The sequence below is a fragment of the Streptomyces violens genome, assembly GCF_000717745.1.
Classification (GTDB): Bacteria; Actinomycetota; Actinomycetes; order Streptomycetales; family Streptomycetaceae; genus Streptomyces; species Streptomyces violens.
Genome location: NZ_JOBH01000001.1, coordinates 60,323 through 81,480 on the forward strand (window position 1 = coordinate 60,323; position 21,158 = coordinate 81,480).

At 70.7% G+C, this 21,158-nt stretch carries 23 protein-coding genes; 17 read left to right on the forward strand and 6 right to left on the reverse strand.

Features of this window, described 5'->3' with window-relative positions; translation table 11 throughout:
* The first annotated feature begins 163 nt into the window (after window positions 1–163).
* Window positions 164–763: a CGNR zinc finger domain-containing protein gene (locus IF04_RS0100260; protein ID WP_030248986.1), complete on the forward strand. Its 600-nt coding sequence runs from the start codon at window positions 164–166 to the stop codon at window positions 761–763.
* Window positions 764–1,025: 262 nt separating this feature from the next.
* A complete protein-coding gene (locus IF04_RS0100265; RefSeq protein ID WP_425428341.1) occupies window positions 1,026–1,472 on the forward strand; it encodes an aggregation-promoting factor C-terminal-like domain-containing protein in 447 nt (148 codons plus the stop codon).
* A 67-nt stretch (window positions 1,473–1,539) separates the two neighbouring features.
* Here IF04_RS0100265 and IF04_RS0100270 read toward each other — a convergent pair whose 3' ends face one another.
* Window positions 1,540–2,145: a DinB family protein gene (locus IF04_RS0100270; RefSeq protein WP_078599667.1), complete on the reverse strand. Its 606-nt coding sequence runs from the start codon at window positions 2,143–2,145 to the stop codon at window positions 1,540–1,542.
* 82 nt (window positions 2,146–2,227) lie between these two features.
* Window positions 2,228–3,397, reverse strand: a complete 1,170-nt coding sequence (locus IF04_RS0100275; protein WP_030248995.1) for a steroid 3-ketoacyl-CoA thiolase — start codon at window positions 3,395–3,397, stop codon at window positions 2,228–2,230.
* Window positions 3,398–3,655: 258 nt separating this feature from the next.
* Here IF04_RS0100275 and IF04_RS0100280 point away from each other — a divergent pair, with 258 nt between their 5' ends.
* From IF04_RS0100280 to proP, 5 genes are all read left to right on the forward strand, one after another.
* Window positions 3,656–4,888: a cytochrome P450 gene (locus IF04_RS0100280; protein WP_030248998.1), complete on the forward strand. Its 1,233-nt coding sequence runs from the start codon at window positions 3,656–3,658 to the stop codon at window positions 4,886–4,888.
* A gap of 278 nt (window positions 4,889–5,166) precedes the next feature.
* Window positions 5,167–5,787, forward strand: a complete 621-nt coding sequence (locus IF04_RS0100285) for a DUF6230 family protein (RefSeq protein WP_030249000.1) — start codon at window positions 5,167–5,169, stop codon at window positions 5,785–5,787.
* Complete coding sequence (locus IF04_RS35390) at window positions 5,778–6,218, forward strand: DUF6114 domain-containing protein (protein WP_051830517.1); 441 nt, start codon at window positions 5,778–5,780, stop codon at window positions 6,216–6,218. The genes IF04_RS0100285 and IF04_RS35390 overlap by 10 nt, the downstream gene beginning before the upstream one ends.
* A gap of 44 nt (window positions 6,219–6,262) precedes the next feature.
* Window positions 6,263–6,967: a hypothetical protein gene (locus IF04_RS0100295; protein WP_030249005.1), complete on the forward strand. Its 705-nt coding sequence runs from the start codon at window positions 6,263–6,265 to the stop codon at window positions 6,965–6,967.
* Window positions 6,968–7,434: 467 nt separating this feature from the next.
* On the forward strand, window positions 7,435–8,775 hold the full coding sequence (gene proP, locus IF04_RS0100300) for a glycine betaine/L-proline transporter ProP (RefSeq protein WP_245654250.1): 1,341 nt from the start codon (window positions 7,435–7,437) through the stop codon (window positions 8,773–8,775).
* A 323-nt stretch (window positions 8,776–9,098) separates the two neighbouring features.
* Here the strand turns inward: proP and IF04_RS0100305 are convergent, their stop codons facing one another.
* On the reverse strand, window positions 9,099–9,299 hold the full coding sequence (locus IF04_RS0100305) for a hypothetical protein (RefSeq protein WP_030249010.1): 201 nt from the start codon (window positions 9,297–9,299) through the stop codon (window positions 9,099–9,101).
* Between the two features lie 179 nt (window positions 9,300–9,478).
* Here IF04_RS0100305 and IF04_RS0100310 point away from each other — a divergent pair, with 179 nt between their 5' ends.
* The 5 genes from IF04_RS0100310 to IF04_RS0100325 all read left to right on the forward strand — a co-directional run bounded on the left by IF04_RS0100310 (window position 9,479) and on the right by IF04_RS0100325 (window position 11,998).
* Window positions 9,479–9,733: a hypothetical protein gene (locus tag IF04_RS0100310; RefSeq protein WP_030249013.1), complete on the forward strand. Its 255-nt coding sequence runs from the start codon at window positions 9,479–9,481 to the stop codon at window positions 9,731–9,733.
* Window positions 9,705–10,220 carry a DUF6879 family protein gene (locus tag IF04_RS0100315; RefSeq protein ID WP_030249014.1) on the forward strand — a complete coding sequence of 172 codons (516 nt, stop codon included), beginning with the start codon at window positions 9,705–9,707 and terminating at the stop codon, window positions 10,218–10,220. Before IF04_RS0100310 ends, IF04_RS0100315 begins: the two co-directional genes overlap by 29 nt.
* A gap of 21 nt (window positions 10,221–10,241) precedes the next feature.
* Window positions 10,242–11,090, forward strand: a complete 849-nt coding sequence (locus tag IF04_RS37015) for a helix-turn-helix domain-containing protein (protein ID WP_078599672.1) — start codon at window positions 10,242–10,244, stop codon at window positions 11,088–11,090.
* A gap of 67 nt (window positions 11,091–11,157) precedes the next feature.
* Window positions 11,158–11,484: an antibiotic biosynthesis monooxygenase family protein gene (locus tag IF04_RS0100320; RefSeq protein ID WP_030249017.1), complete on the forward strand. Its 327-nt coding sequence runs from the start codon at window positions 11,158–11,160 to the stop codon at window positions 11,482–11,484.
* Between the two features lie 4 nt (window positions 11,485–11,488).
* On the forward strand, window positions 11,489–11,998 hold the full coding sequence (locus tag IF04_RS0100325) for a GNAT family N-acetyltransferase (protein ID WP_245654224.1): 510 nt from the start codon (window positions 11,489–11,491) through the stop codon (window positions 11,996–11,998).
* A gap of 18 nt (window positions 11,999–12,016) precedes the next feature.
* On the opposite strand, the gene IF04_RS0100330 is transcribed toward IF04_RS0100325, so the two are convergent.
* Entirely contained in the window at window positions 12,017–14,077 is a 2,061-nt protein-coding gene (locus tag IF04_RS0100330) for an MFS transporter (RefSeq protein ID WP_030249022.1), read from the reverse strand.
* A 313-nt stretch (window positions 14,078–14,390) separates the two neighbouring features.
* Between IF04_RS0100330 and IF04_RS37020 the strand changes: the two genes are divergently transcribed.
* Both IF04_RS37020 and IF04_RS0100340 read left to right on the forward strand, forming a co-directional pair.
* The gene (locus tag IF04_RS37020; protein WP_051830519.1) at window positions 14,391–15,266 is read left to right on the forward strand and encodes a peptidoglycan-binding domain-containing protein; all 876 of its coding nucleotides are present in this window, start codon (window positions 14,391–14,393) and stop codon (window positions 15,264–15,266) included.
* A 178-nt stretch (window positions 15,267–15,444) separates the two neighbouring features.
* Window positions 15,445–16,110 (forward strand): HAD-IA family hydrolase, encoded by a 666-nt coding sequence (locus IF04_RS0100340; protein WP_030249028.1) that lies wholly within the window; start codon window positions 15,445–15,447, stop codon window positions 16,108–16,110.
* A gap of 67 nt (window positions 16,111–16,177) precedes the next feature.
* Here IF04_RS0100340 and IF04_RS0100345 read toward each other — a convergent pair whose 3' ends face one another.
* On the reverse strand, window positions 16,178–16,759 hold the full coding sequence (locus IF04_RS0100345) for a TMEM165/GDT1 family protein (protein WP_030249030.1): 582 nt from the start codon (window positions 16,757–16,759) through the stop codon (window positions 16,178–16,180).
* A gap of 183 nt (window positions 16,760–16,942) precedes the next feature.
* Window positions 16,943–17,701 (reverse strand): ABC transporter permease, encoded by a 759-nt coding sequence (locus IF04_RS0100350; protein WP_030249033.1) that lies wholly within the window; start codon window positions 17,699–17,701, stop codon window positions 16,943–16,945.
* A 230-nt stretch (window positions 17,702–17,931) separates the two neighbouring features.
* Here IF04_RS0100350 and IF04_RS0100355 point away from each other — a divergent pair, with 230 nt between their 5' ends.
* The 3 genes from IF04_RS0100355 to IF04_RS0100365 all read left to right on the forward strand — a co-directional run bounded on the left by IF04_RS0100355 (window position 17,932) and on the right by IF04_RS0100365 (window position 21,154).
* Window positions 17,932–18,576 carry an HNH endonuclease family protein gene (locus tag IF04_RS0100355; protein ID WP_030249036.1) on the forward strand — a complete coding sequence of 215 codons (645 nt, stop codon included), beginning with the start codon at window positions 17,932–17,934 and terminating at the stop codon, window positions 18,574–18,576.
* A 210-nt stretch (window positions 18,577–18,786) separates the two neighbouring features.
* Window positions 18,787–20,487, forward strand: coding sequence for an alkaline phosphatase D family protein (locus IF04_RS0100360; protein ID WP_030249038.1), 1,701 nt, complete (start codon window positions 18,787–18,789; stop codon window positions 20,485–20,487).
* Window positions 20,488–20,680: 193 nt separating this feature from the next.
* Window positions 20,681–21,154, forward strand: coding sequence for a DoxX family protein (locus IF04_RS0100365; RefSeq protein WP_030249040.1), 474 nt, complete (start codon window positions 20,681–20,683; stop codon window positions 21,152–21,154).
* Window positions 21,155–21,158: the final 4 nt, after the last annotated feature.

The following is a 21,158-nucleotide window of genomic DNA, read 5'->3' on the forward strand; positions in this document are numbered from 1 at the left end:
TACTGCAGCTGATGCTCGGTGAAGGGGGTGCCGAGGACGGCGGCGTCGAGGAGGGCGATCCCGGCGGCCGGTACGCCTTCGACGAGGTGCGCGCTCATGACGATCCCTCCGGAGCTAATGGTTATTCTCGGCGTTACCCCCTTACGCCACCATGGAGTAAGACGTGAAACTTCCTTTTTCCGATTACAGCATCGGGGCGGGTATCGCGACCGACCTGGTCAATACCTCTGCCCTGGTCCGCAGGAGCACCGGCGAGGTGCTCGTCGACCCGGCCGCGCTCGGCCGCTTCCTCGGCGAGCACCGCATCCCGGTCGAGGCCGCGGCCGCGGGCAGTCACCCGAGCGAAGCGGACCTGGAGCAGGTGCTCGCGCTCCGACGGGAGCTGCGGGCACTCCTGGAGTCCGACAGTGCGGATCAGCTCGCCGAAGGCGCGAACGCGCTGGTCAGGAAGGCGGGCGTGGGGCCGCTGCTGGCCCGGGACACGGACGGCCACTGGCAGTGGTACGTCAGCACCGGACCGCGGACCCCGCTCGCCGACGAGCTGGCGGCACTGATCGGCACCGGCCTGCTGGGCGTGCTGCGCACCCTGTCCCACGACCGCGTCCGCCACTGCGCCTCGCCCGAGTGCGACGGGATGTTCGTCGACACGAGCAAGGCGGGCCGGCGCCGGTACTGCATGCCCGACCTGTGCGGCAACCGCCTCAACGTCGCCAGGCACCGCGCCCGCCGGCTCGCGGACGCGGCGGAGGCGGACGACGCGTGAGGGCACCGCCCCTCGCCGCCCCCTCCCCTCTGTGAAGCCCCGCACAAGGACCTTGGTCACATACGAGGCCCGGTAGCAGAAACCGGCACGGGCCCCGCCCCGGCTTCCGGCCCTGTTCCCACAGCCAGGTACGAGGTGGCTACGTAACAACGGTGCTTGCCCGCACCCCGAGCCACCTCCCACGGTGAAGTGGTCGCCGGGTCCGCAAACCTCACCGCGCCCGGCGGCGCCTCCCCCGTACCCGTCGGAAGGTCCTTCCTCCGTGCTGTCCCCCGTGTCCTCGGCCGCCGGCCGTACCGCTCCCCGTTCCGTCACCCGCCGCCGGGCCGCGGGCGCCGCCGCCGTCGGTGCCGTGGCGCTCGGCGCCGCCACCGCCGCCTTCGCCGCCACCCCCGCGCAGGCCGCCGAGCGGGCCGGTACGAGCGATGCCCGGGCCGCGGCGCACCAGCAGATCCCGGACGCGCAGCAGTTCCAGTGCTTCAGCAACATCGTGGAGCGCGAGAGCGGCTGGAACCCGCAGGCCACCAACGCCTCCTCCGGTGCGTACGGCCTGGTCCAGGCGCTGCCCGCCTCGAAGATGTCCTCGGCCGGCGCGGACTGGAAGACCAATGCCGCCACCCAGGTCAAGTGGGGCCTGAACTACATGAACGAGCGCTACGGCAGCCCCTGCGGCGCCTGGTCCTTCTGGCAGTCCCACAACTGGTACTGAGCACGAGCGGCTCCCCTGACGCCGCTCTCCCCCGCTTTCCCCTCTCCCTCGACGGCACGACCCGGTCCTAGACCCCGGTCGCGCCGTCGAGGCGTTCGCGGAGCAGGTCGGCATGGCCGTTGTGCCGGGCGTACTCGGCGATGAGGTGCACCAGGATGCGGCGGAGCGAGACCGGCTGACCGCTCGCCGCATGGGTGCCGGTCGCGTCCAGGGAGGGCGCGGCGGCGACGAGCTTGCGGGAGTGCGCGCACTCGGCGCGCCAGAACGCGAGCTCTTCCTCGACGTCCCCCTCCAGCATCTCGAAGTCCTGGTCGGGATGGTCGTCGGAGTAGTACGGGAAGTCGTCCCGCTCGCCCGCGAACTGCACGCGCAGCCACCAGTGCTCGACACCGGCGAGGTGGCGGATCAGGCCGTGCAGGCTCAGCCCGGACGGCGGGACGCTCTTGTCGGAGAGGCGCTCGGGCTCCACCCCGGCGCACTTCAGCTCGAAGGTCCTGCGGTGCCAGTCCAGGAACGAGGTGAGGATCTCGCGCTCGTCGCCGACGAGGGGCGGGGCCGGACGCTCGTCCTCCCCCGCCCAGACCGGCGGCAGGGCGTCTTCAGGGATCTTCGGCGGCCCCGTCGGGCCCGGCGAGTCGGTCGAAGCTGTCGATTTCGTCGAATTCGTCGTCATGCCAGGAGTGTGACAGGCACCACTGACAGCGCCACTGACAGCGCCACTGACAACGACCGCCCGGCCGCGAGCGCGGCCCCCGTCACAGCCGCTGAATGATCGTCCCGGTCGCCAGCGCGCCGCCCGCGCACATCGTGATCAGGGCGAATTCCTTGTCCGCGCGCTCCAGTTCGTGCAGCGCGGTGGTGATGAGCCGGGCCCCGGTCGCGCCCACCGGATGGCCGAGGGCGATGGCTCCGCCGTTGACGTTCACCTTCTCCAGGTCCTGCTCGAAGACCTGCGCCCAGGACAGGACCACGGACGCGAACGCCTCGTTGATCTCGACCAGGTCGATGTCCTTGAGGGACATGCCGGCCTTGCCCAGCACGGCCCGGGTCGCGTCGACCGGCCCGTCCAGATGGAAGTGCGGGTCGGCGCCGACCAGCGCCTGGGCGACGATGCGCGCCCGGGGCTTCAGCTTGAGCGCCCGCGCCATCCGCTTGGACGCCCACATCACGGCGGCGGCCCCGTCCGAGATCTGCGAGGAGTTGCCCGCCGTGTGGACGGCGGTCGGCATGACCGCCTTGAGCGAGCCGAGCGCCTCCATACTCGTGTCGCGCAGCCCTTCGTCGTGGTCGACCAGCCGCCACATGCCCTGCCCTGCCGCCTGCTCCTCCTCCGTGGTGGGCACCTGGACCGCGTACGTCTCGCGTTTGAAGCGCTCCTCGGCCCATGCCTGCGCGGCCCGCTCCTGCGAGATCAGCCCGAGCGCGTCGACGTTCTCCCGGGTCAGGCCGCGCTTACGGGCGATGCGTTCGGCCGCCTCGAACTGGTTGGGCAGGTCGACGTGCCACTCGTCGGGGAAGGGTTTGCCGGGGCCGTGCTTGGAGCCGCTGCCGAGCGGTACCCGGGACATCGCCTCGACGCCGCAGCCGATGCCCACGTCGATGACGCCGGCCGCGATCATGTTGGCGACCATGTGGTTGGCCTGCTGGGAGGAGCCGCACTGGCAGTCCACGGTGGTCGCGGCGGTCTCGTACGGCAGGCCCACGGCCAGCCAGCCGTTCCGGGCCGGGTTCATGGACTGCTCGCCGGCATGGGTGACCGTCCCGCCGACGATCTGCTCGACGCAGTCCGGCTGTATCGCCGTTCTCGCCAGGAGTTCACGGTATGTCTCGCCCAGTAGGTAGGCGGGGTGGAGATTGGCGAGCGCGCCCCCGCGCTTGCCGATCGGCGTGCGGACGGCTTCGACGATGACGGGTTCAGCGGCCATGACTCGTCCTCTCCTGGCTGTCCGGGCGGTCCGGCACCCGGGCAGAACTAGTACGCGTTCTAGTTCCGCGCCCAGTCTCACGAGCCACACGCGCCCGCGCAAGAGTGCTGCGTCGGCCGCAGCCGCAACCATTTCCCGCGTGAGCCTTGCCACTTGTAGAACTCGTTACTACCTTCGCGGCAGATTCTGATGGCTCGTCAGCACGGGCCCGTCAGAACGAGCAGGCAAGCCGGACACAACCCGGACCTGGAGTCGCCGATGCCTTGTCCCGCGCTGCCCGACGGGTTCGACTTCACCGATCCCGACGTCTACCAGGAACGCGTACCCCTCCCCGAATTCGCCCGGCTGCGGCGGACCGCGCCCGTGTGGTGGAACGCCCAGCCGCACAACATCGCGGGCTTCGAGGACGACGGCTACTGGGTGGTGACCCGGCACGCGGACGTCAAGGAGGTCTCCACCCGGCCGGACGTCTTCTCGGCGAACCGCAACACCTCGATCATCCGCTTCAACGAGTCGATGACCCGCGACCAGATCGACGTCCAGAAGCTGATCATGCTGAACATGGACCCGCCCGAGCACACCCGGGTGCGGCAGATCGTCCAGCGCGGCTTCACGCCACGCTCCATCCGCGCCCTGGAGGACGCGCTGCGCGAGCGCGCCACCCGGATCGTCGCGGAGGCGAAGAAGAACGGCCGCGGCGACTTCGTCACGGACATCGCCTGTGAGCTGCCGCTCCAGGCCATCGCCGAGCTGATCGGCATCCCCCAGGAGGACCGGTCCCGCATCTTCGACTGGTCGAACAAGATGATCGCGTACGACGATCCCGAGCTGGCGATCACCGAAGAGGTCGGCACCAACGCGGCGATGGAGCTCATCTCGTACGCCATGAACCTCGCGGCGGCGCGCAAGGAGTGCCCGGCGCAGGACATCGTCAGCCGGCTGGTGGCCGCGGAGGACGAGGGCAATCTCGGCAGCGACGAGTTCGGCTTCTTCGTGCTGCTGCTGGCCGTGGCCGGCAACGAGACCACCCGCAACGCGATCACCCACGGCATGCACGCGTTCCTCACCCACCCCGAGCAGTGGGAGCTGTACAAGAGGGAGCGGCCCTCGACCGCGGCCGAGGAGATCGTGCGCTGGGCGACCCCGGTGGTCTCCTTCCAGCGCACCGCCACCCGCGCCACCGAGCTCGGTGGCGCGCGCATCAAGGAGGGCCAGCGGGTCGGCATCTTCTACGCGTCGGCCAACAACGACCCCGAGGTGTTCGACCGGCCCGAGGTCTTCGACATCACCCGCGACCCCAATCCGCACCTGGGCTTCGGGGGCGGCGGCCCGCACTTCTGCCTCGGCAAGTCCCTCGCGGTCCTGGAGATCGACCTGATCTTCCGCGCCATCGCCGACACCCTGCCGGACATCGCGCTGACCGGTGACCCGCGGCGGCTGCGCTCGGCATGGCTCAACGGCGTCAAGGAGCTGCGGGTCAGTTACGGGTAACTCCCGCACCCTGTCGGTACGAGTAACTCCCGTTCCCTGTAAGGGCGGTGGCCACCGGAGTCCGGCGGCCACCGCCCCTGCCTTTTGGCGGAAAACCGTCTGCCGCGCAACCTTGCCAACGCCTACTGGCGCACTTACATTCAACTCAACTCGCCGGTAACACCGGCGGTAACACCAGGCTCGCGGCTCGACCCGCCGCACTCGCCTTTCTCCCCACGCGCCTCGCTCTTCGCTCCCCCCACTCATCGATCACGCACGCATCGAAGGGGATATATGCCATGAAAGACGCACACGGCAGACCGGTCACGGGACGTGTCAGCGCGCGGAAGTTCGCCGTGCTCGCCGTCCCGGCCTTCGCGGGCACGGCGGCACTGGCCATCGCCCTGGCCAACGGGGCGCTGGCGGCGTCCTTCGCCGTATCGGGCCAGCAGTTCAAGGTCTCGGCGAGCAGCCTCGACGGGGACGGCTTCGCGCAGTACGGGGGCGTGGACACGAACGCCCGCGGCGAGCTGCTGCCGGTCGCGGTGACCGCCATCAAGAAGGCGGAACTGAACAACCTCTGCCAGTCGGTGGTCACCAAGCTGCCCGTACTGGGCAACATCTCGCTCAACCTGACCGCGGGCAAGGGCGGCAAGCCCGTCAAGGCCGAGAACCTCTACGTGGACGCCACCCAGCTCTCCGGAAACGCATCGTTCAACAACATCGAGATCGGCCGGGACGCCTCCACGCTGGACAAGGGGCCGGCCGACGCGCAGGGCATGCAGGACGCGTTCTCCCAGCAGGCCGACGACGTGCACATCACCGACCTGAAGCAGACCGCGTGGGCGACCAACGCGGGCACCTTCAAGCTCTCCGGCCTGAGCATGAAGATCAGCAAGGGCAAGAAGGAATGCTTCTGACCCGGCGACCGGCGGCCCGGCAGCCGGCCGACGACCCGGCACGTCCGCGGTCCGCCTGGTCGCGCTGGCGCAAGGGCCGCCCCTTCTGGGGCGGGCTGGCCACGGTCCTCGCAGGCGTCGAGATCTGCGTGATCCCGCTCGCCCCGCTGAAGATCATGCTCCAGCAGGGCATCGCCGGCATCCCGTCCGTGCTGCTGGGGCTGGTGATGATCGTGCTGGGCCTGACCGCCTGGTGCGCGCCCCAGTACCGCGGACTGGCAGGCGTACTGACCGTCCTGCTGGCGGCCGCCGCGCTGGTCATGTCCAACCTGGGCGGCTTCCTGATCGGCACCGTGCTCGGCATCCTCGGCGGCGCCCTGATGTTCGCGTGGCAGCCACTGCCACCGCCCGCCGCCCCCTCCGACCCACCCCCCGCACCTCCGCACCGGTAACCGCACGTCCCCCGCAACAACGGCAACCGTGAAGGAGCTCCCCGATGAGACACCACCTCAGACCCGGCACGCCCCGCCGCGCCTCCGCCCGCACCCTGCTCGCCGCCGGCACCGGCATCGCGGCCACGGGCGCGCTGTGCCTGGCCGTCACCGCCCCCGCCACCGCGGCGGCGCCCGCCGCGCCCGAGGCTGCGGCCGGCTCCACCACCGTCACCCCCGCCGGCCACGCCTTCGCCGCGAAGCTCAGCGGCAAGGCCACCTTCAAGGCCGGTTCGGTGACCGTGACCTGTACGGTCTCCAACGCCACCGGCAAGGTCCCGGACGCGCCCGCGAACCACAACGACGCGGGCCCGGTGGCCAGTACGATCACCGCCCCGACGTACAGCTCCTGCACGACGAGCATGGCGGGCGTCAGCGCCACCGTCACCACCAGCGGCAGCTGGGGCGTGGCCATGCAGAACGGCGCGCCCAGCACGGCCGCCATGAACATCCCCCAGGGCGGCGTCGTCGTGAAGACCAGCGGCCTCGCGAGCTGTACGGTCACCGCGGCGCCCGCCGGGCCCGCCACCGTGAACGGCACGTGGGCCAATGGCGCGCCGTCCACGCTCACCTTCTCGGGCGCAACGGTCCCCGTGACCGTCACCGGCGGTTTCGGCTGCCCGACCAGCGCGACCACCTCGACGTTCGGTGCCACGTACACGGTGTCGGACACGACCGACCCGGCCTCGCAGATCACCGTCACCGGCTGATGCACGTCACCGGCTGACCGGCCGGCCCGCATCCGTCCGAGTGGCGCGGCACGGCCGCCGGGCGGATGCTGGACGGGCGACGATCCGACGGCGCGGTGCTCTGCGGAGTACCGCGCCGTCCACGTGCGCCAGGCCACAGGACGGGCCCCAGTTCCGGCGGATCGCAGCGACAAGGATCACAGGAATACTTTCGCGATGTCCGGTTTGGCGCCGACGCCGCCCTTGCGATACGGCGCTTTTAACCGATTCCCTTATGCGACCGTGCACACTCCGTGACGATCCGTTCTGCCCCTATGGTCGAAGTTCGCTCGTCGGTGACCCGGCGGGCGAACGTTTTGCAGTCGTCCCAGAGAGCGCAGGCGAGCGAACACGTGCCGACGCACACTTCCGTCGCACCCGGCCCGGATACCCGTACGAAAAGTCCGTCCAGCACTTCGGTGAACGGTGCCACGGTCGTCGACCCGGCCATGGCGAAACGGGCCGTCTCGGCGGCCGCGCTCGGTAACGCGATGGAGTGGTTCGACTTCGGCGTCTACAGCTACATCGCGGTCACCCTCGGGCAGGTGTTCTTCCCTTCCGGGAACCCGACCGCGCAGTTGCTGTCGACGTTCGGAGCGTTCGCGGCGGCCTTCCTCGTGCGGCCCATCGGCGGCATGATCTTCGGCCCGCTCGGCGACCGTATCGGACGCCAGAAGGTCCTCGCCATCACCATGATCATGATGGCGATCGGCACCTTCGCGATCGGCCTGATCCCCTCGTACGCCGCCATCGGCGTCTGGGCCCCGGTGCTGCTGCTGATCGCCCGCCTGGTGCAGGGCTTCTCCACAGGCGGTGAGTACGGCGGCGCCTCCACCTTCATCGCCGAGTACTCGCCCGACAAGAAGCGCGGCTTCTTCGGCAGCTGGCTGGAGTTCGGCACGCTGGCCGGCTACATCGGCGGCGCCGGCCTGGTCACCCTGATGACCGCGCTGCTCAGCCATGACGACCTGCTCTCCTGGGGCTGGCGGATCCCGTTCCTGATCGCGGGCCCGATGGGCATCATCGGCCTGTACCTCCGGATGCGCCTGGAGGAGACCCCGGCCTTCGCGGAGATGGAGAAGGAGGCCGCGGAGCAGGAGAAGGAGCGCCGCGCCGCCGAGAAGAAGACCGGCATCCGCGAGATGATCTTCGGCCAGTGGCGCGCGATGCTGCTCTGCGTCGGCCTGGTCCTGGTCTTCAACGTCACGGACTACATGCTGCTGTCGTACATGCCGAGCTACCTGACCTCGGAGCTGAAGTACGACGAGACGCACGGTCTGCTGGTCGTGCTGGCCGTGATGGCCCTGATGATGTGCGTCCAGCCGTTCGCCGGCCGGGCCTGCGACCGCTTCGGCCGCCGCCCCGTGATCGCCGCCGGCTGCATCGGCTTCTTCGTCCTGTCGATCCCGGCGCTGCTGCTGATCCGCCAGGGCTCGCTGGCCGCGATCGGCCTGGGCATGGCCGCGCTCGGCCTGCTGCTGGTCTGCTTCACCTCGACGATGCCGTCCACGCTGCCCGCGCTCTTCCCGACGAAGGTCCGCTACGGCTCCCTCTCGATCGCCTTCAACGTCTCCGTCTCGATCTTCGGCGGCACGACCCCGCTGGTCGTCACGGCCCTGATCAGCGCGACCGGCGACAAGATGATGCCCGCGTACTACATGATGGCCGCCGGCGTCATCGGCGGTATCGCGGTGTGGAAGATGACCGAGAGCGCCGGCCGCCCGCTGCCGGGCTCCAAGCCCGCGGTGGCCAGCGAGGCCGAGGCCCGCGAGCTGAGCAAGGCGGCCTGACCCCGCCGCTCCCCGCGCCGACTGCACGACAGTGCCCCCTGCTCCGGCAGGGGGCACTGTCGTGTCCACACCCGGACGGGGAGGGACGTCCCGGAGACGGTTACTCGCCGTCTGAGGGCTTGGGCTCGGGTGATCGCGGAGCCTCGGGCGGCATCGGCCCCCGTCATGCTTGCCGCCGTCCACCATCATCAGCGGGTGCGCGAACGGCACACCACGCCAACCCTCAGAGTCAGGCGTACGCATCTCGTACGTCTCGACTGCCAAAGCGGTCATGTGATCTCTCCTTCTCCTTATTGCGGGTCCTGGCCCGGATGACAGAGCAGTCATGCGTGCCCTTCCGGGTGCCGACGCATGAAGACGTTGCAGTCGGTCACGGTCGTCATGTCGCCGCCCGCGCGGGCGCGGTCGCGCACGTTGGCGAGCTCCAAACAGCCGGGGCACCCCTCAACAGGCTTCGGCTCCACAACATCCATGAGCAGCGGCAGTTCAACCGGATCACTCGGGTAGGTCTTCGCTTCGCTCATGTCCAACCCCCTGCGTCGTTTCCCTGTCGGGTGAGCAGTCAACGACCGGGCGAGCGCCCCGCTCCACAAGCTTGCATGGGCTTGCACGTCACTTGATCCGCTGGTGGCCTTTACTGACAGCGCCGAAGCGGGAGGATGGCGTGCAAGTTCAGGCAAGTCCCGCACTGAGAGAGGCTGACATGGCGCTACGGTTCGTCGGGATTGACCCGGACACCGACCTCGAGCACTGCCCTACCGTCCGGGCTGACGAAGAGTCAGGAGAGCTGGTGATTCAGGGCTGGAAGGCCGGCCCCGAAGTTCGGGCAGCCTGCGAGTCGAACACCCCGGCGAACGGCCCGATCCCGGACAGTGAAGAAATCATCAGGATTCCGGCCCGAATGGTGCCGATGATCCGGAAAGCGTGCGATGCGGTCGAGCATTCCAACGTTCGGTGAGCTCCTGGCCGACACCCGGGAGTCTGCCGTTCATCTGGAAATGCGAGACGACTACGGCAGCAATCCCCGGCTAGAAGCCTGGCGGCGTGGGCAGCGAGTTGACTGGAACGACCGCGAATCGTGGTGGCATCCGTTCCACCAGACGATCTCGGATGCTGTATCGCGCGGCGTTTCCATTCGTCGGGCACGTGTCGTCTCGGAACCTGTCAGCGAATATATCCGCTGGGAGCACTACTCGACGGAAGCCAACATCATCGCCGGCGAAGAAGTACGCTGGTTGCCGCGCAGCCAGGCAACCGACGTCCTCCTGCCCGCCAACGACTTCTGGCTGTTCGACGGAAACCTGCTCCGCGTTCACCACTTCGCGGGGGACGGCAGCCATGTCACGGATGAACTCAGTACGGACACCGAGACGCTGAAACTGTGCGGGCAAGCGTTTGAGGCCGTCTGGCAGCGAGCGATCCCGCACAGTGAGTACAGGATCTAGGTACAACCGGGCAGCCAACTCATGCCATCTCCTTCGTCAAGAGCTCAGGAAGCCAGGGAAGCCCTGGCTTCCCGCTTGCGGGAACTACGGCTTGACGCGGGCCTTACGGGGCGCGAGCTGGCTGCCCGTTGCGGATGGAGCGAATCCAAGTCGTCTCGGGTCGAGCACGCCAGGACTCCTCCCAGCGACTCCGACATAAGGGCCTGGTGTACGGCATGCGGCGTGCCCGAGCAGGCAGCTGACCTCATTGCCGCCAACCGGCAAGCAGATTCGATGTATGTCCAGTGGAAGCGGCTGCAGCGAACAGGGCTCAGGCGGCTACAGGAGTCGGGCGTTCCACTCTACGAACAAACACGGCAGTTTCACGTGTACTGTTCCAACGTCGTGCCAGGTTTCTTCCAGACACCCGGATATGCAACAGCCTTGTTGACCTCAATCGCCAAATTCAGGGGAACACCGGACGACGTAGCAGATGCCGTCTCCGCGCGAATGAAACGATCCCACGTCATCCGCGAAGGTGACCATCAATTCGCCGTACTGATCGAGGAATCAGTCTTGCGGTATCGATTCGGCAGTACCGAGGTCATGGCCGCTCAGCTCGGACATCTACTGTCGGTCATGGCACTTCCGTCAGTCTCGCTGGGAATCATTCCATTCACAGCACCCCGCGTTTCATGGCCCTTGGAAACGTTCACCATTTTTGACCGCCGGCGCGTGCACATCGAAACGCTGTCGGCATCGATCAAGGAAACTCAACCGAGTGATGTTGGGCTGTACCTCAAGGCGTTCGGGAACTTGGCAGAGCTGGCCCAGTACGGCGCCGAGGCCCGTTCACTTGTCACAGCAGCCATCGATGCCCTGACCGACTGACCGAAGCCCCGGCCGACCGCCGTGGGGCGCCCTGGGGCCGCGCGGCGGGATGCGGCAGGATGACCGCATGAGCATCGTGAAGATCAATGTCCTGACCGTTCCCGAGGAGCAGCGGGAGGTGCTGGAGAAGCGCTTCGCTTCGCGTGCCGGCGCCGTGGAGTCCTCGGACGGCTTCGAGTGGTTCGAGCTGCTGCGCCCGGTGGAGGGCACCGACCAGTACCTCGTCTACACCCGCTGGCGCGACGAGGAGTCCTTCCAGGCGTGGATGGAGGGCCCGATGAAGGCCGCGCACCAGGGCGGCGGCGAGGGTGCCGAGCGTCCGAAGCCGGCCGCTTCCGGCTCCACCGTGTGGTCCTTCGAGGTCGTCCAGCAGGCCGCGCCGAAGAGCGCCTGAGGCCGTGGTGACGGGGGAATGCGCGACCGGCCGCCGGGTGTGGGCGGTCGGCGCCGAGCCGGTCGCCTCGCCCGAGGCGGCCGGCGTGCTGCGGGCCTACCTCGCCGAGGTGGCCGCCCGCTGGTACGGCCGCCCGGCCACCGACGAGGAGCTGGACCGGGCCGTCGCCGAGGACCCGGTCGACGACCTGACACCGCCCCGCGGAGTGTTCCTGCTGGCCCGGCACGGCGACGAGCCGGGCGGCTGCGCGGGTGTACGACTGATGGCTCCCGGCACGGCCGAGCTCAAGCGCATGTACGTCCGGCCCGAGCTGCGCGGCAGCGGGGGCAGCAGCACGCTGCTGGCCGCCGCGGAGGCCGCCGCGCGCGGCCTGGGCGCCCGGCGCGTCCGCCTCGACACGCGCCTCGACCTGGTGGAGGCCATCGCCTTCTACCGGCGGTCGGGGTTCGTGGAGATACCGGCGTACAACGAGGGTCCGTACGCGCAGATCTGGTTCGAGAAGCGGCTGGGCTGAGGGCGGGCTCCACGGGGCTCAGACGGGCCGCGCCCCCGTAGGGCGGCGCGGGAGGTGTCTGTCGTCGCCGTTGTACGGGCGTTCGCCGTTCGAACCGCCCATTTCGGCGGTGAGCTGCCGGACGAGTTCGGTCAGGTCGGTGGGACGGTCCTTGGACCACCAGTCGCCGAGGAGGTCGGACAGCGCCTCCTGGCGGGCGGCCGCGAGCCGGTGGGCGACCCGCCGCCCGGCCTCGGTGAGCACCATCGGCATCCCCTCCCGCTCCGCGAGCCCCCGCTCCTCCAGCTGCCGGGTCGCGGCGGAGATCACGGCGAGCGGTACGGCGCTGCGCTCGGCGAGCACCGCGGGCTCCACCGAGCCGTACCGGTTCATCCGCAGCACCATCCAGCTCGCCGCCGGTTTCAGGTCGAGGCCGGCGCGCGCGGTGATCGACTGGTACAGCTTCTTGCGGCCCTCCAGGGAGCCGAGCTTGCTCAGCGCGCGGGCGCACTCGTCGTGCGAGGACCGTTCGACGGGGTTGGAGGAGAGGACTTCCGTGGTGTCCGGGGCGGTGACCGAGCCCCGCAGCGGCTCCTCCTTGAGGAGCCAGGCCAGCGCGAAGGCGAGCAGCACGACGGGCACCGCGTACAGGAAGACGTTGGTGATCGACGTCGAGTAGGCGTCCAGCACGCCGGACGCCTCGCCGGGCGGCAGCTTGGCCACCGCGCGCGGGTCCTCGGCGAGGGTGCCCGGGTCCACGCCGGGCGGCAGCCGGCGGCCGGCGAGCGCGTCGGCGATGCGCGGGCCCAGCATGTTCGCGAAGATCGTGCCGAAGATCGAGACGCCGAAGGACGCGCCGATCGAGCGGAAGAAGGTCGCCCCCGAGGTGGCCACGCCCAGGTCGGCGTACGGGACGGAGTTCTGCACGATGAGCACCAGGACCTGCATGACCAGGCCGAGGCCGAGGCCGAAGACGAAGAAGTACCCGCTCATCTCGGCGACGCTGCTGGCGCGGTCGAGGTTGTGCAAAAGCAGCAGGCCCACGGCGGTGACCGCGGTGCCGGCGATCGGGAAGACCTTGTAGCGCCCGGTACGGCTGACCAGCTGGCCCGAGACCGTGGAGGAGAGCAGCATCCCGACCACCATCGGCAGCATGTGCACGCCGGACATGGTCGGTGTGACACCGTGCACGACCTGCAGGAACGTCGGCAGGTACGTCATCGCGCCGAACATCGCGAAGCCGATGACGAAGCCGATGGCGGAGGTGAGCGCGAAGGTGCGGAGCCGGAAGAGGCGCAGCGGCAGGACGGGCTCGGCGGCCCGCCGTTCGACCAGTACGAAGGCGCCGAGGAGCAGCACGCCGAGCACGCCGAGGCCGATGATCTGCCAGGAGCCCCACGGGTAGCTGACCCCGCCGAGCGAGGTCATCAGGACGAAGCAGGCGGCGACCGCGGCGATCAGGGCGGTGCCGAGGTAGTCGATGCGGTGCGGGGTGCGGCTCGACGGGATGTGCAGCACGGCGGCGATGACGATCAGGGCGACCGCGCCGATGGGCAGGTTGATGTAGAAGACCCAGCGCCAGCTCAGGTGGTCGACGAAGAGCCCGCCGAGCAGCGGCCCCAGCACGCTCGTCCCGCCGAAGACCGCGCCGAACAGGCCCTGGTACTTGCCGCGCTCGCGGGGCGGCACGATGTCGCCGACGATCGCCATCGACAGCACCATGAGCCCGCCGCCGCCCAGGCCCTGGACGGCGCGGAAGGCGATGAGCTGCGGCATGTTCTGGGCGATGCCGCACAGCACGGAGCCGATCAGGAAGATCACGATGGCGGCCTGGAAGAGTTTCTTGCGGCCGTACTGGTCGCCGAGCTTGCCCCACAGCGGGGTGGCCGCCGTGGAGGCCAGGAGGTAGGCGGTGACCACCCAGGAGAGGTGGTCCAGGCCGCCGAGCTCGCTGACGATCGTGGGCAGCGCGGTGGCGACGATGGTCTGGTCGAGCGCCGCGATCAGCATGCCGAGCAGCAGCGCGCCGATCGCCACCAGGACGGTCCGCTGCGGCCGCTCCTCGGCGGGGACGGCGGGAGCGCTGGTGTCCTGCGCCATGGACGTCTCCTTACGTCGGAACCGCGGCGGGGAGCGCGTTACGGGCGCCGGGCAGCGGCCGGGGAGCGGAGCCGCACTCCCCGTCCGATCATTTTGCCCCGCTATGGCCGGTCGGGCGACGTGTCGGTCTCCGGTTGTTCACGTCCGGGGGCCCTGTGCAGGAGGCGGCGGCGTCTGGATAATCGCAGCCGACGACGAGGGAGGGGACCCGTACGTGGAGGCCAGGAACTGCCCGACCTGCTTAGCCCCCGCTCGGACCGACGGCCGTCCCGGCTGCCGGTGCGAGCAGGCGGCAGCGCCGGATTTCGACCCCTTGCACATCCGGCCGTACATCTCGCTGCCGGACGCGCCCGACCCGGACGATCACCCGGACCCGCCCCGCAGGCCCCGCGCGTTCACGGTGCGGGCCTACAGTCCGCCGGCGTTCCCGCCGCCTTCGTACGTCCGGGTGGAGCGGCCGCCGTACGCGCCGCCGCCGTACACCCCGCCGCCGGCCCCCGAGCCGTACGCCGCGCGGGCCGACGAGCCGGTCCCCGAGCCGTACACCGGGGAAGCCCCCGCGCCGCACTCCGCGGAGTTACCCGGCCGGCGGGCCGGGCTCCCGGTCGCGGGCCCGGTGGCCTTCATGGACCCGCCGCCGGAGGCCGCTCCCACGGCCGCACCGGCCCCGCCCGCGCCCCGGCGGCGCGGCCGGCCCGTGCTGCTGGCCGGGCTCATGGTCACCGCGGCGGCCGGTTCGGTCTGTGCCGTGCTCTTCGGCGGTGAGCTGCGCACCGTGGACGGCACGGGTCAGGCGCTGCCCGACCTCGGCGGGCGCTCCAGCGCCGACCTGCCCACCGAGGAGACCGGAGAAGCCGGAACAGCCGGGGAGGCCGCGCAGGCCGGGGAAGCCGCGCAGCCCCGGCCCACCGGCCCCGCACCGGCCTCCCGCTCGGCGGCCCGGCTGTCCGGCCCGCAGACGGTGGGCACGGACCTGCTCTCCGAGGGCGCGAGCGGCCCGGAGGTCGTGGAGCTGCAGCGACGGCTGGCGCAGCTGCAGCTGTACACCGGCGCCGCGGACGGCCGGTACGACACCGAGGTAACCGCTTCCGTAGCGCGGTACCAGCGGACATACGGCGAGACGGCCGACCCGCACGGCGTCTACGGACCCGCGACCCGCGAATCCCTGGAGTTCCTCACCCGGCCCTGACCGGCCCTTTTGCCGCCCTACCAGCAAGCCCCCCTGGCCCGCTGACCAGGGGGGCTTGGCGTGTGGCGGAAGCGCTTTGTATCGTGGATGAACAAAGTGGTTCCGCCCGCTTCCCCTGACCGGCGGGCGGAGCCGCTCTGTCTCGCACCACTCAGCCCTCCAGCCGAGGAGCCCGCCGATGACGGCATCCCGCACGCTCACCGCCCGCGCGCTGCTGCTCGACATGGACAGCACCATCGTGAACTCCGAGGCCGTCGTCGAGCGCTGCTGGCGCCGCTGGGCCGCCGAGCAGGGCATGGACGCCGAAGAGGTGCTGAAGGTCGTACACGGCCGCCAGGGCTGGGCCACCATGGCCGCGCTGCTCCCCGACCGTCCCATGGAGCTGAACCACGAGGACAACCGGCGGATGCTGGCGCAGGAGACCGCGGACACCGACGGCGTCGTACCGGTACCGGGCGCGCCCGCCTTCATGGCCGCGCTCGACGGCGTACCGCACGCCCTGGTCACCTCCGCGAGCGTCCCGCTGGCCGAGGCCCGGATGGGCGCCGCCGGGCTGGCGATGCCGGCCGTACGGATCACCGCGGAGTCGGTGAGCGCCAGCAAGCCGGACCCGGAGGGCTTCCTGAAGGGCGCCGCCGAGCTGGGCTTCGCCCCCGAGGACTGCCTCGTCTTCGAGGACTCCGAGGCGGGCATCCGGGCCGGCCAGGCCGCCGGGATGCGCGTCGTGGGCGTCGGCGAGCGCGCCGCGGCCTTTGCGCCTACGGCGCTGGTGACCGACCTGACGCTGGTCCGGGTCGAGGTGCTCGCCGACGACGCGGGCGTACGGCTGCACATCGACGGCTGAGCGCTGCCGCCAAGGAAACGGCGCCCCAAGGGGCGCCGTTCGCCCTCAATCGCCGGGCGGGCTTGATTTAGCCCACGATCGCCTCGTACAGGCTGAAGCCCGCGAGCACGATCATCACGCAGGCCGCGATCTTCGTGATGAGCTTCAGGGGGACGAACTTCATCAGCGTGCGGCCGCCCAGGATGCCGAGCGCGGCCACCGCCCACAGGGCGAGCACGGCGCCGATACCGACGGAGACGGGGTCGCCGTAACGGGCCGCGAGGTTCGCCGTCATGATCTGGGTCAGGTCGCCGAACTCCGCGACCAGGATCATCATGAAGCCCGCCCCGGAGACCTTCCAGAAGCTCTGGTCGGCGGGCTTCTTGACCTCTTCCTCGTCGTCGTCCTTCTTGAAGAGCAGCACGGCGGCGCCGGCCAGGAAGAGCACGCCGACGATCGCCTGGACCAGGCGGTGCGGCAGCAGCGTGAGCACGCTGCCTGCGGCGATGGCGAGCGCGACATGCACCAGGAAGGCCGCCGCGACGCCGACGAACACGTACGACGCGCGGTAGCGGGTGCCGAGCATCAGCCCGGCCAGTGCGGTCTTGTCGGGCAGCTCGGCGAGGAAGACGACGCCGAAGACGACGGCTGCGACGGTGAAGCTGAACACGGGGTGGGATACCTCGTTCGATAGGGCCGCACCGAAAGGGGCCCGGGAAAGGGGTCGCTTCGGCACGGCAGCGTCGGACACTGCGGCCGAAGGTCTCGCTGGCGTACGGACAGGATCTGTCCCTACGCTCCGGGCGCCGGCGCGCCACGAGGGCGAGCAGTATGTCGACGGTCCGGCGGAGAGCTACTCCCCTTCTGCTGGGATCAAGGGTACGCGGTGCAACCGGCCGCACGCGACCAGCTCCAGTACCACCGATACCGCGACCGCCTGCACGGCCAGCAGCGCCACCAGGACGAACAGCTGCACCGCACCGGCCTGAACGGGTGAAGCGCCGCCCAACAGCATGCCGACGAACGCGCCCGGCAGTGTGACCAGCCCCACCGTCCGGGTCTGGTCCAGCCCCGGCAGCATCGCCTCGGAGGCGACCGGCCGCGCCACCTCCAGCCGCGCCTCCCGGTCCAGCAGTCCCAGCGCGAGGCCCGCCTCCACCTCCCCGCGCCGGGTCTCCAGCTCGTCCAGCACGCGCCGCCCGCTCAGTACCGTCGCGGTGAGCGCGCCGCCCATGAGGATGCCGGTCACGGGGATGAGGGTGATCCCGCGCGGCGGCACCAGGCCGGTCAGCAGCAGCGCGGCGACCACCGGCGCCACCCCGGCGGCGATCGGCGCGGCCGCCCACCACCACGTGCGATTACGGGTGATGCGGCGGCCCGCCGTCCGCACCGCCACCGCGAACATCAGCAGCAGGAAGCAGACCAGCAGCGGGACCGCGCGCACCACCCAGCCGATGAGGAAGGAGACGGCGGCGAGCTGGGCGGCGGCGCGCAGGCCCGCGACGGCGATGTCCCGGGCGTGGTCCAGCCGGCACAGCGCGGCGACCGTCACGGCGGCGACGAGCAGCACCGCGAGCACGACCGCGAGGGTGGTGTTGACGGGCAGCAGCACACGATCACCTTAAGGACTCCGGGTCGGCTCGCGGGGCCAACGAACGTGCGTTCGGCGCGTGCTGGCGGCGCGTCACCTCTTGATCTGACGTGAGCATGTCGTCACTCTGTTACCTGGAGACCGCACGGCGGAAACCCCCACTCGCCATCGTGTGGCCCGACCGATCGCACCACCGACCGATCGACCGATCGCTCGCGACTTCCCTTCCCCCCACATCAACGGGAGTTCCGATGTCCAAGGTCTACGCGCGTCGTGCGTCCCTGGCCGCCGGCTCGGCCGCCGCGCTCGTCTGCACGCTGCTGCTCAGCGGCCAGTCCGCCCAGGCCGCGCCGCCCTCGCCGCCCGATGCCGCCACCGCCCGTACGTACCTCTCCGAGATCAAGGAAGCGGCCGAGGGCCCGCAGGACGGCTACAGCCGCGACAAGTTCCCGCACTGGAGCGACCAGGGCGACAGCTGCAACACCCGCGAGGTCGTCCTCAAGCGCGACGGCAAGGACGTCGAGACCGACGGGAGCTGCGCCGCGACCAGCGGCTCGTGGACCTCCCCGTACGACGGCGCCACGTGGACGCAGTCCTCCGATGTCGACATCGACCACATGGTGCCGCTCTCCGAGGCGTGGAAGTCCGGCGCCGCCGACTGGACCACCGACCGCCGCGAGCAGCTCGCCAACGACCTCACGCACGCCCAGCTCCTCGCGGTCACCGACAACGTGAACCAGGAGAAGGGCGACCAGGACCCCGCCGAGTGGCTGCCGCCGACGGCCTCGTACCACTGCGAGTACGCGCGCATGTGGGTATGGGTCAAGCACGAGTACGGCATGACCGCCGACGCCGCCGAGAAGGGCGCGCTGAAGAAGATCCTCGACGGCTGCTGACCGCCGTCGCCGACCGGCTGCCGACGGGCAGCCACCACCGACCGGGCGGCTCCGCCTGCCATCCCCATGCCCCCGCGGAGCCGCCCGACCTCCCTCCCGGCCGTCCGGCCACCGCCCCACAGCGCGGAGTGCTCCTATCCTCGGACCCGAGGCGCGGGCAGCCGCCCGTACGAGGTGCGGCCACACCGGCCCGCACGAGGGAGGACCGCGATGACCGGACTGCGGCTCGGACCGCTGCTGCGCTACGTGGACGAGGACAGCGCGACGGTGTGGGTGGAGACCGAGGCGCCCTGCGAGGTGACCGTGGCGTGCGGCAGCGGCGTCATCGGCACCGACCGCACCTGGCAGGTCGCCGGGCACCACTACGCGCTGATCCCCGTCGAGGGCCTGACGCCCGGCGAGGAGACGCCGTACCGGGTCCTGCTGGACGGGGAGCAGGTCTGGCCGCTGCCGGACAGCCCGTACCCGCCCTCCGTCCTCCGCACGCTGCCGCCCGAGGGGCACGGCCCGCTCTCCGTGGCGTTCGGCTCCTGCCGCTGGGCCGCGCCGCCCTCCGGGAGCAGGAGCCACCTGTCCGCGGTGCCGGGCGTGCCGGGCGAGCACCACGACCCGGCGGGCCCGGACGCGCTGGACACCCTCGCCGCCACGCTGGCCCGCGACCCGGCCCGGCCCCGCCCCGACGTGCTGCTCCTCCTCGGCGACCAGGTCTACGCCGACCAGACCTCCGAGGCGACCGCTGCCCTGCTGGCCCGCCGCCGCGACACCTCACGGCCACCGTGGACGCAGGTGGCGGACTACGAGGAGTACACCCACCTCTACGAGGAGTCCTGGCTGGACCCGGAGGTGCGCTGGCTGCTCTCCACGGTCCCCAGCTGCATGATCTTCGACGACCACGACGTGATCGACGACTGGAACACCTCGGCCGCCTGGCAGACCCGGATGCGCGCGACCCCGTGGTGGCGCGAGCGGATCCTCGGCGGCCTGATGTCGTACTGGGTCCACCAGCACCTGGGGAACCTCTCCCCCGCCGACCTGGCGCGCGACGAGCTGTACGCCCGGGTGCGGGCGGCGGCGGACGGTACGGAGCTCGTACGGGACTTCGCCACGGCGGCGGACGCCGATCCGACGTGCGCGCGCTGGAGCTACCGGCGCGACTTCGGCCGGGTACGCCTGGTCATGATCGACACGCGCGCCACCCGCGTCCTGGAGGAGGGCAGCCGGGCGATGCTCGACGCGGCGGAGGCGAAGTGGCTGCGGCAGGAGGTGCTGGACGGCCCCGGCGGCTACGACCACCTGCTGATCGGGAGTTCACTGCCGTGGCTGCTGCCCCATCTGGTGCACGACGCGGAGGTCTGGAACGCGGCGCTGTGCCGCGGCGCGCGCGGCCCGGGGTGGGCGCGCCGCGGTGAGGCGCTGCGCCAGCGGGCCGATCTGGAGCACTGGGCCGCCTTCCCGGAGTCCTTCGCGGCGCTGGCCGACCTGATCTCGGAGGCCGCCGACGGGCCGGGCGCGCCCGCCACGGTGTGCGTCCTGTCCGGCGACGTGCACCACGCGTACGTGGCCGAGCCGCACTGGCCCGAGGGCGCGGAGCCGTCGGGCCGCGTCCTGCAGCTGACCTGCTCGCCGGTGCACAACAGCATCCCGGCGGCCCTGCGGACCGGCTTCCGCTTCGGCTGGAGCCGGGTTGGCCGGTGGCTGGGGCGCGCGCTGTCCCGGCATGTGCGGGCCGGCCGGCCGCCGGTGTCCTGGCGCCGCACGGGCGGCCCGTGGTTCGGCAACCAGCTCATGACCCTCACCCTGCACGGCCGCGACGCCCGGCTGAGCCTGGACCAGGCCCGTGAGGCGAAGGACCCCGGAACCGGACGGCGGTCGGCCCGCCTGGAGCGCGTACTGGAGCGGTCGTTGACGTGATCGGGAGTGATCGGGGGCGCAATAACCGGTGCTGCGCATCCTCTTGACGAGTTTATTGGTCTGGACCACAGTGACGGTCACGCAAAGGTTCAGACCAACTACTCACCCGAACACTTGAACTTGCAAGTACCAATAAGGCACACCTAACCTTCAGGCCTCTCGGTTACCGTCCCCAACCGCAGGAGTCCCTGTCATGCCCACACCCCTCCCCGCGTTCACCGAACGCGCCCGCCCCCACGCGACGGCCCTCTTCCGCATCGTCACCGGCCTGCTCTTCGCCTGCCACGGCGCCTCCTCGCTCTTCGGCGTCCTCGGCGGCGCGATGGGCCAGGGCGGCACCGTCCCGACCGGCACCTGGCCCGGCTGGTACGCCGCGGTCATCCAGCTCGTCGGCGGCCTCCTGGTGCTGCTCGGCCTCGGCACCCGCACCGCGGCCCTGATCAGCTCCGGCTCCATGGCGTACGCGTACTTCTCCGTCCACCAGGGCGAGGCGCTGTGGCCGATCCAGAACGGAGGAGAGCCCTCCGCACTGTTCTGCTGGGCCTTCCTCCTGCTGGTCTTCACCGGCCCCGGCACCTGGGCGCTGGACCGCGTCTTCTTCGGCTCCCGCAACCGGGGCGAGAGCGCCGCTCCGGCCGCGCCCCGGCGCGAGCCCAGCGCCGCCTGAGCCG

Coding starts and splice junctions, on each gene's coding strand:
- IF04_RS0100270 (WP_078599667.1), bottom strand. CDS start 2,145: ATGACGACGAATTCGACGAAATCGACAGCTTCGACCGACTCGCCGGGC.
- IF04_RS0100275 (WP_030248995.1), bottom strand. CDS start 3,397: ATGGCCGCTGAACCCGTCATCGTCGAAGCCGTCCGCACGCCGATCGGC.
- IF04_RS0100280 (WP_030248998.1), top strand. CDS start 3,656: ATGCCTTGTCCCGCGCTGCCCGACGGGTTCGACTTCACCGATCCCGAC.
- IF04_RS0100285 (WP_030249000.1), top strand. CDS start 5,167: ATGAAAGACGCACACGGCAGACCGGTCACGGGACGTGTCAGCGCGCGG.
- IF04_RS35390 (WP_051830517.1), top strand. CDS start 5,778: ATGCTTCTGACCCGGCGACCGGCGGCCCGGCAGCCGGCCGACGACCCG.
- IF04_RS0100295 (WP_030249005.1), top strand. CDS start 6,263: ATGAGACACCACCTCAGACCCGGCACGCCCCGCCGCGCCTCCGCCCGC.
- proP (WP_245654250.1), top strand. CDS start 7,435: ATGGCGAAACGGGCCGTCTCGGCGGCCGCGCTCGGTAACGCGATGGAG.
- IF04_RS0100305 (WP_030249010.1), bottom strand. CDS start 9,299: ATGAGCGAAGCGAAGACCTACCCGAGTGATCCGGTTGAACTGCCGCTG.
- IF04_RS0100310 (WP_030249013.1), top strand. CDS start 9,479: ATGGCGCTACGGTTCGTCGGGATTGACCCGGACACCGACCTCGAGCAC.
- IF04_RS0100315 (WP_030249014.1), top strand. CDS start 9,705: ATGCGGTCGAGCATTCCAACGTTCGGTGAGCTCCTGGCCGACACCCGG.
- IF04_RS37015 (WP_078599672.1), top strand. CDS start 10,242: ATGCCATCTCCTTCGTCAAGAGCTCAGGAAGCCAGGGAAGCCCTGGCT.
- IF04_RS0100320 (WP_030249017.1), top strand. CDS start 11,158: ATGAGCATCGTGAAGATCAATGTCCTGACCGTTCCCGAGGAGCAGCGG.
- IF04_RS0100330 (WP_030249022.1), bottom strand. CDS start 14,077: ATGGCGCAGGACACCAGCGCTCCCGCCGTCCCCGCCGAGGAGCGGCCG.
- IF04_RS0100340 (WP_030249028.1), top strand. CDS start 15,445: ATGACGGCATCCCGCACGCTCACCGCCCGCGCGCTGCTGCTCGACATG.
- IF04_RS0100355 (WP_030249036.1), top strand. CDS start 17,932: ATGTCCAAGGTCTACGCGCGTCGTGCGTCCCTGGCCGCCGGCTCGGCC.
- IF04_RS0100360 (WP_030249038.1), top strand. CDS start 18,787: ATGACCGGACTGCGGCTCGGACCGCTGCTGCGCTACGTGGACGAGGAC.
- IF04_RS0100365 (WP_030249040.1), top strand. CDS start 20,681: ATGCCCACACCCCTCCCCGCGTTCACCGAACGCGCCCGCCCCCACGCG.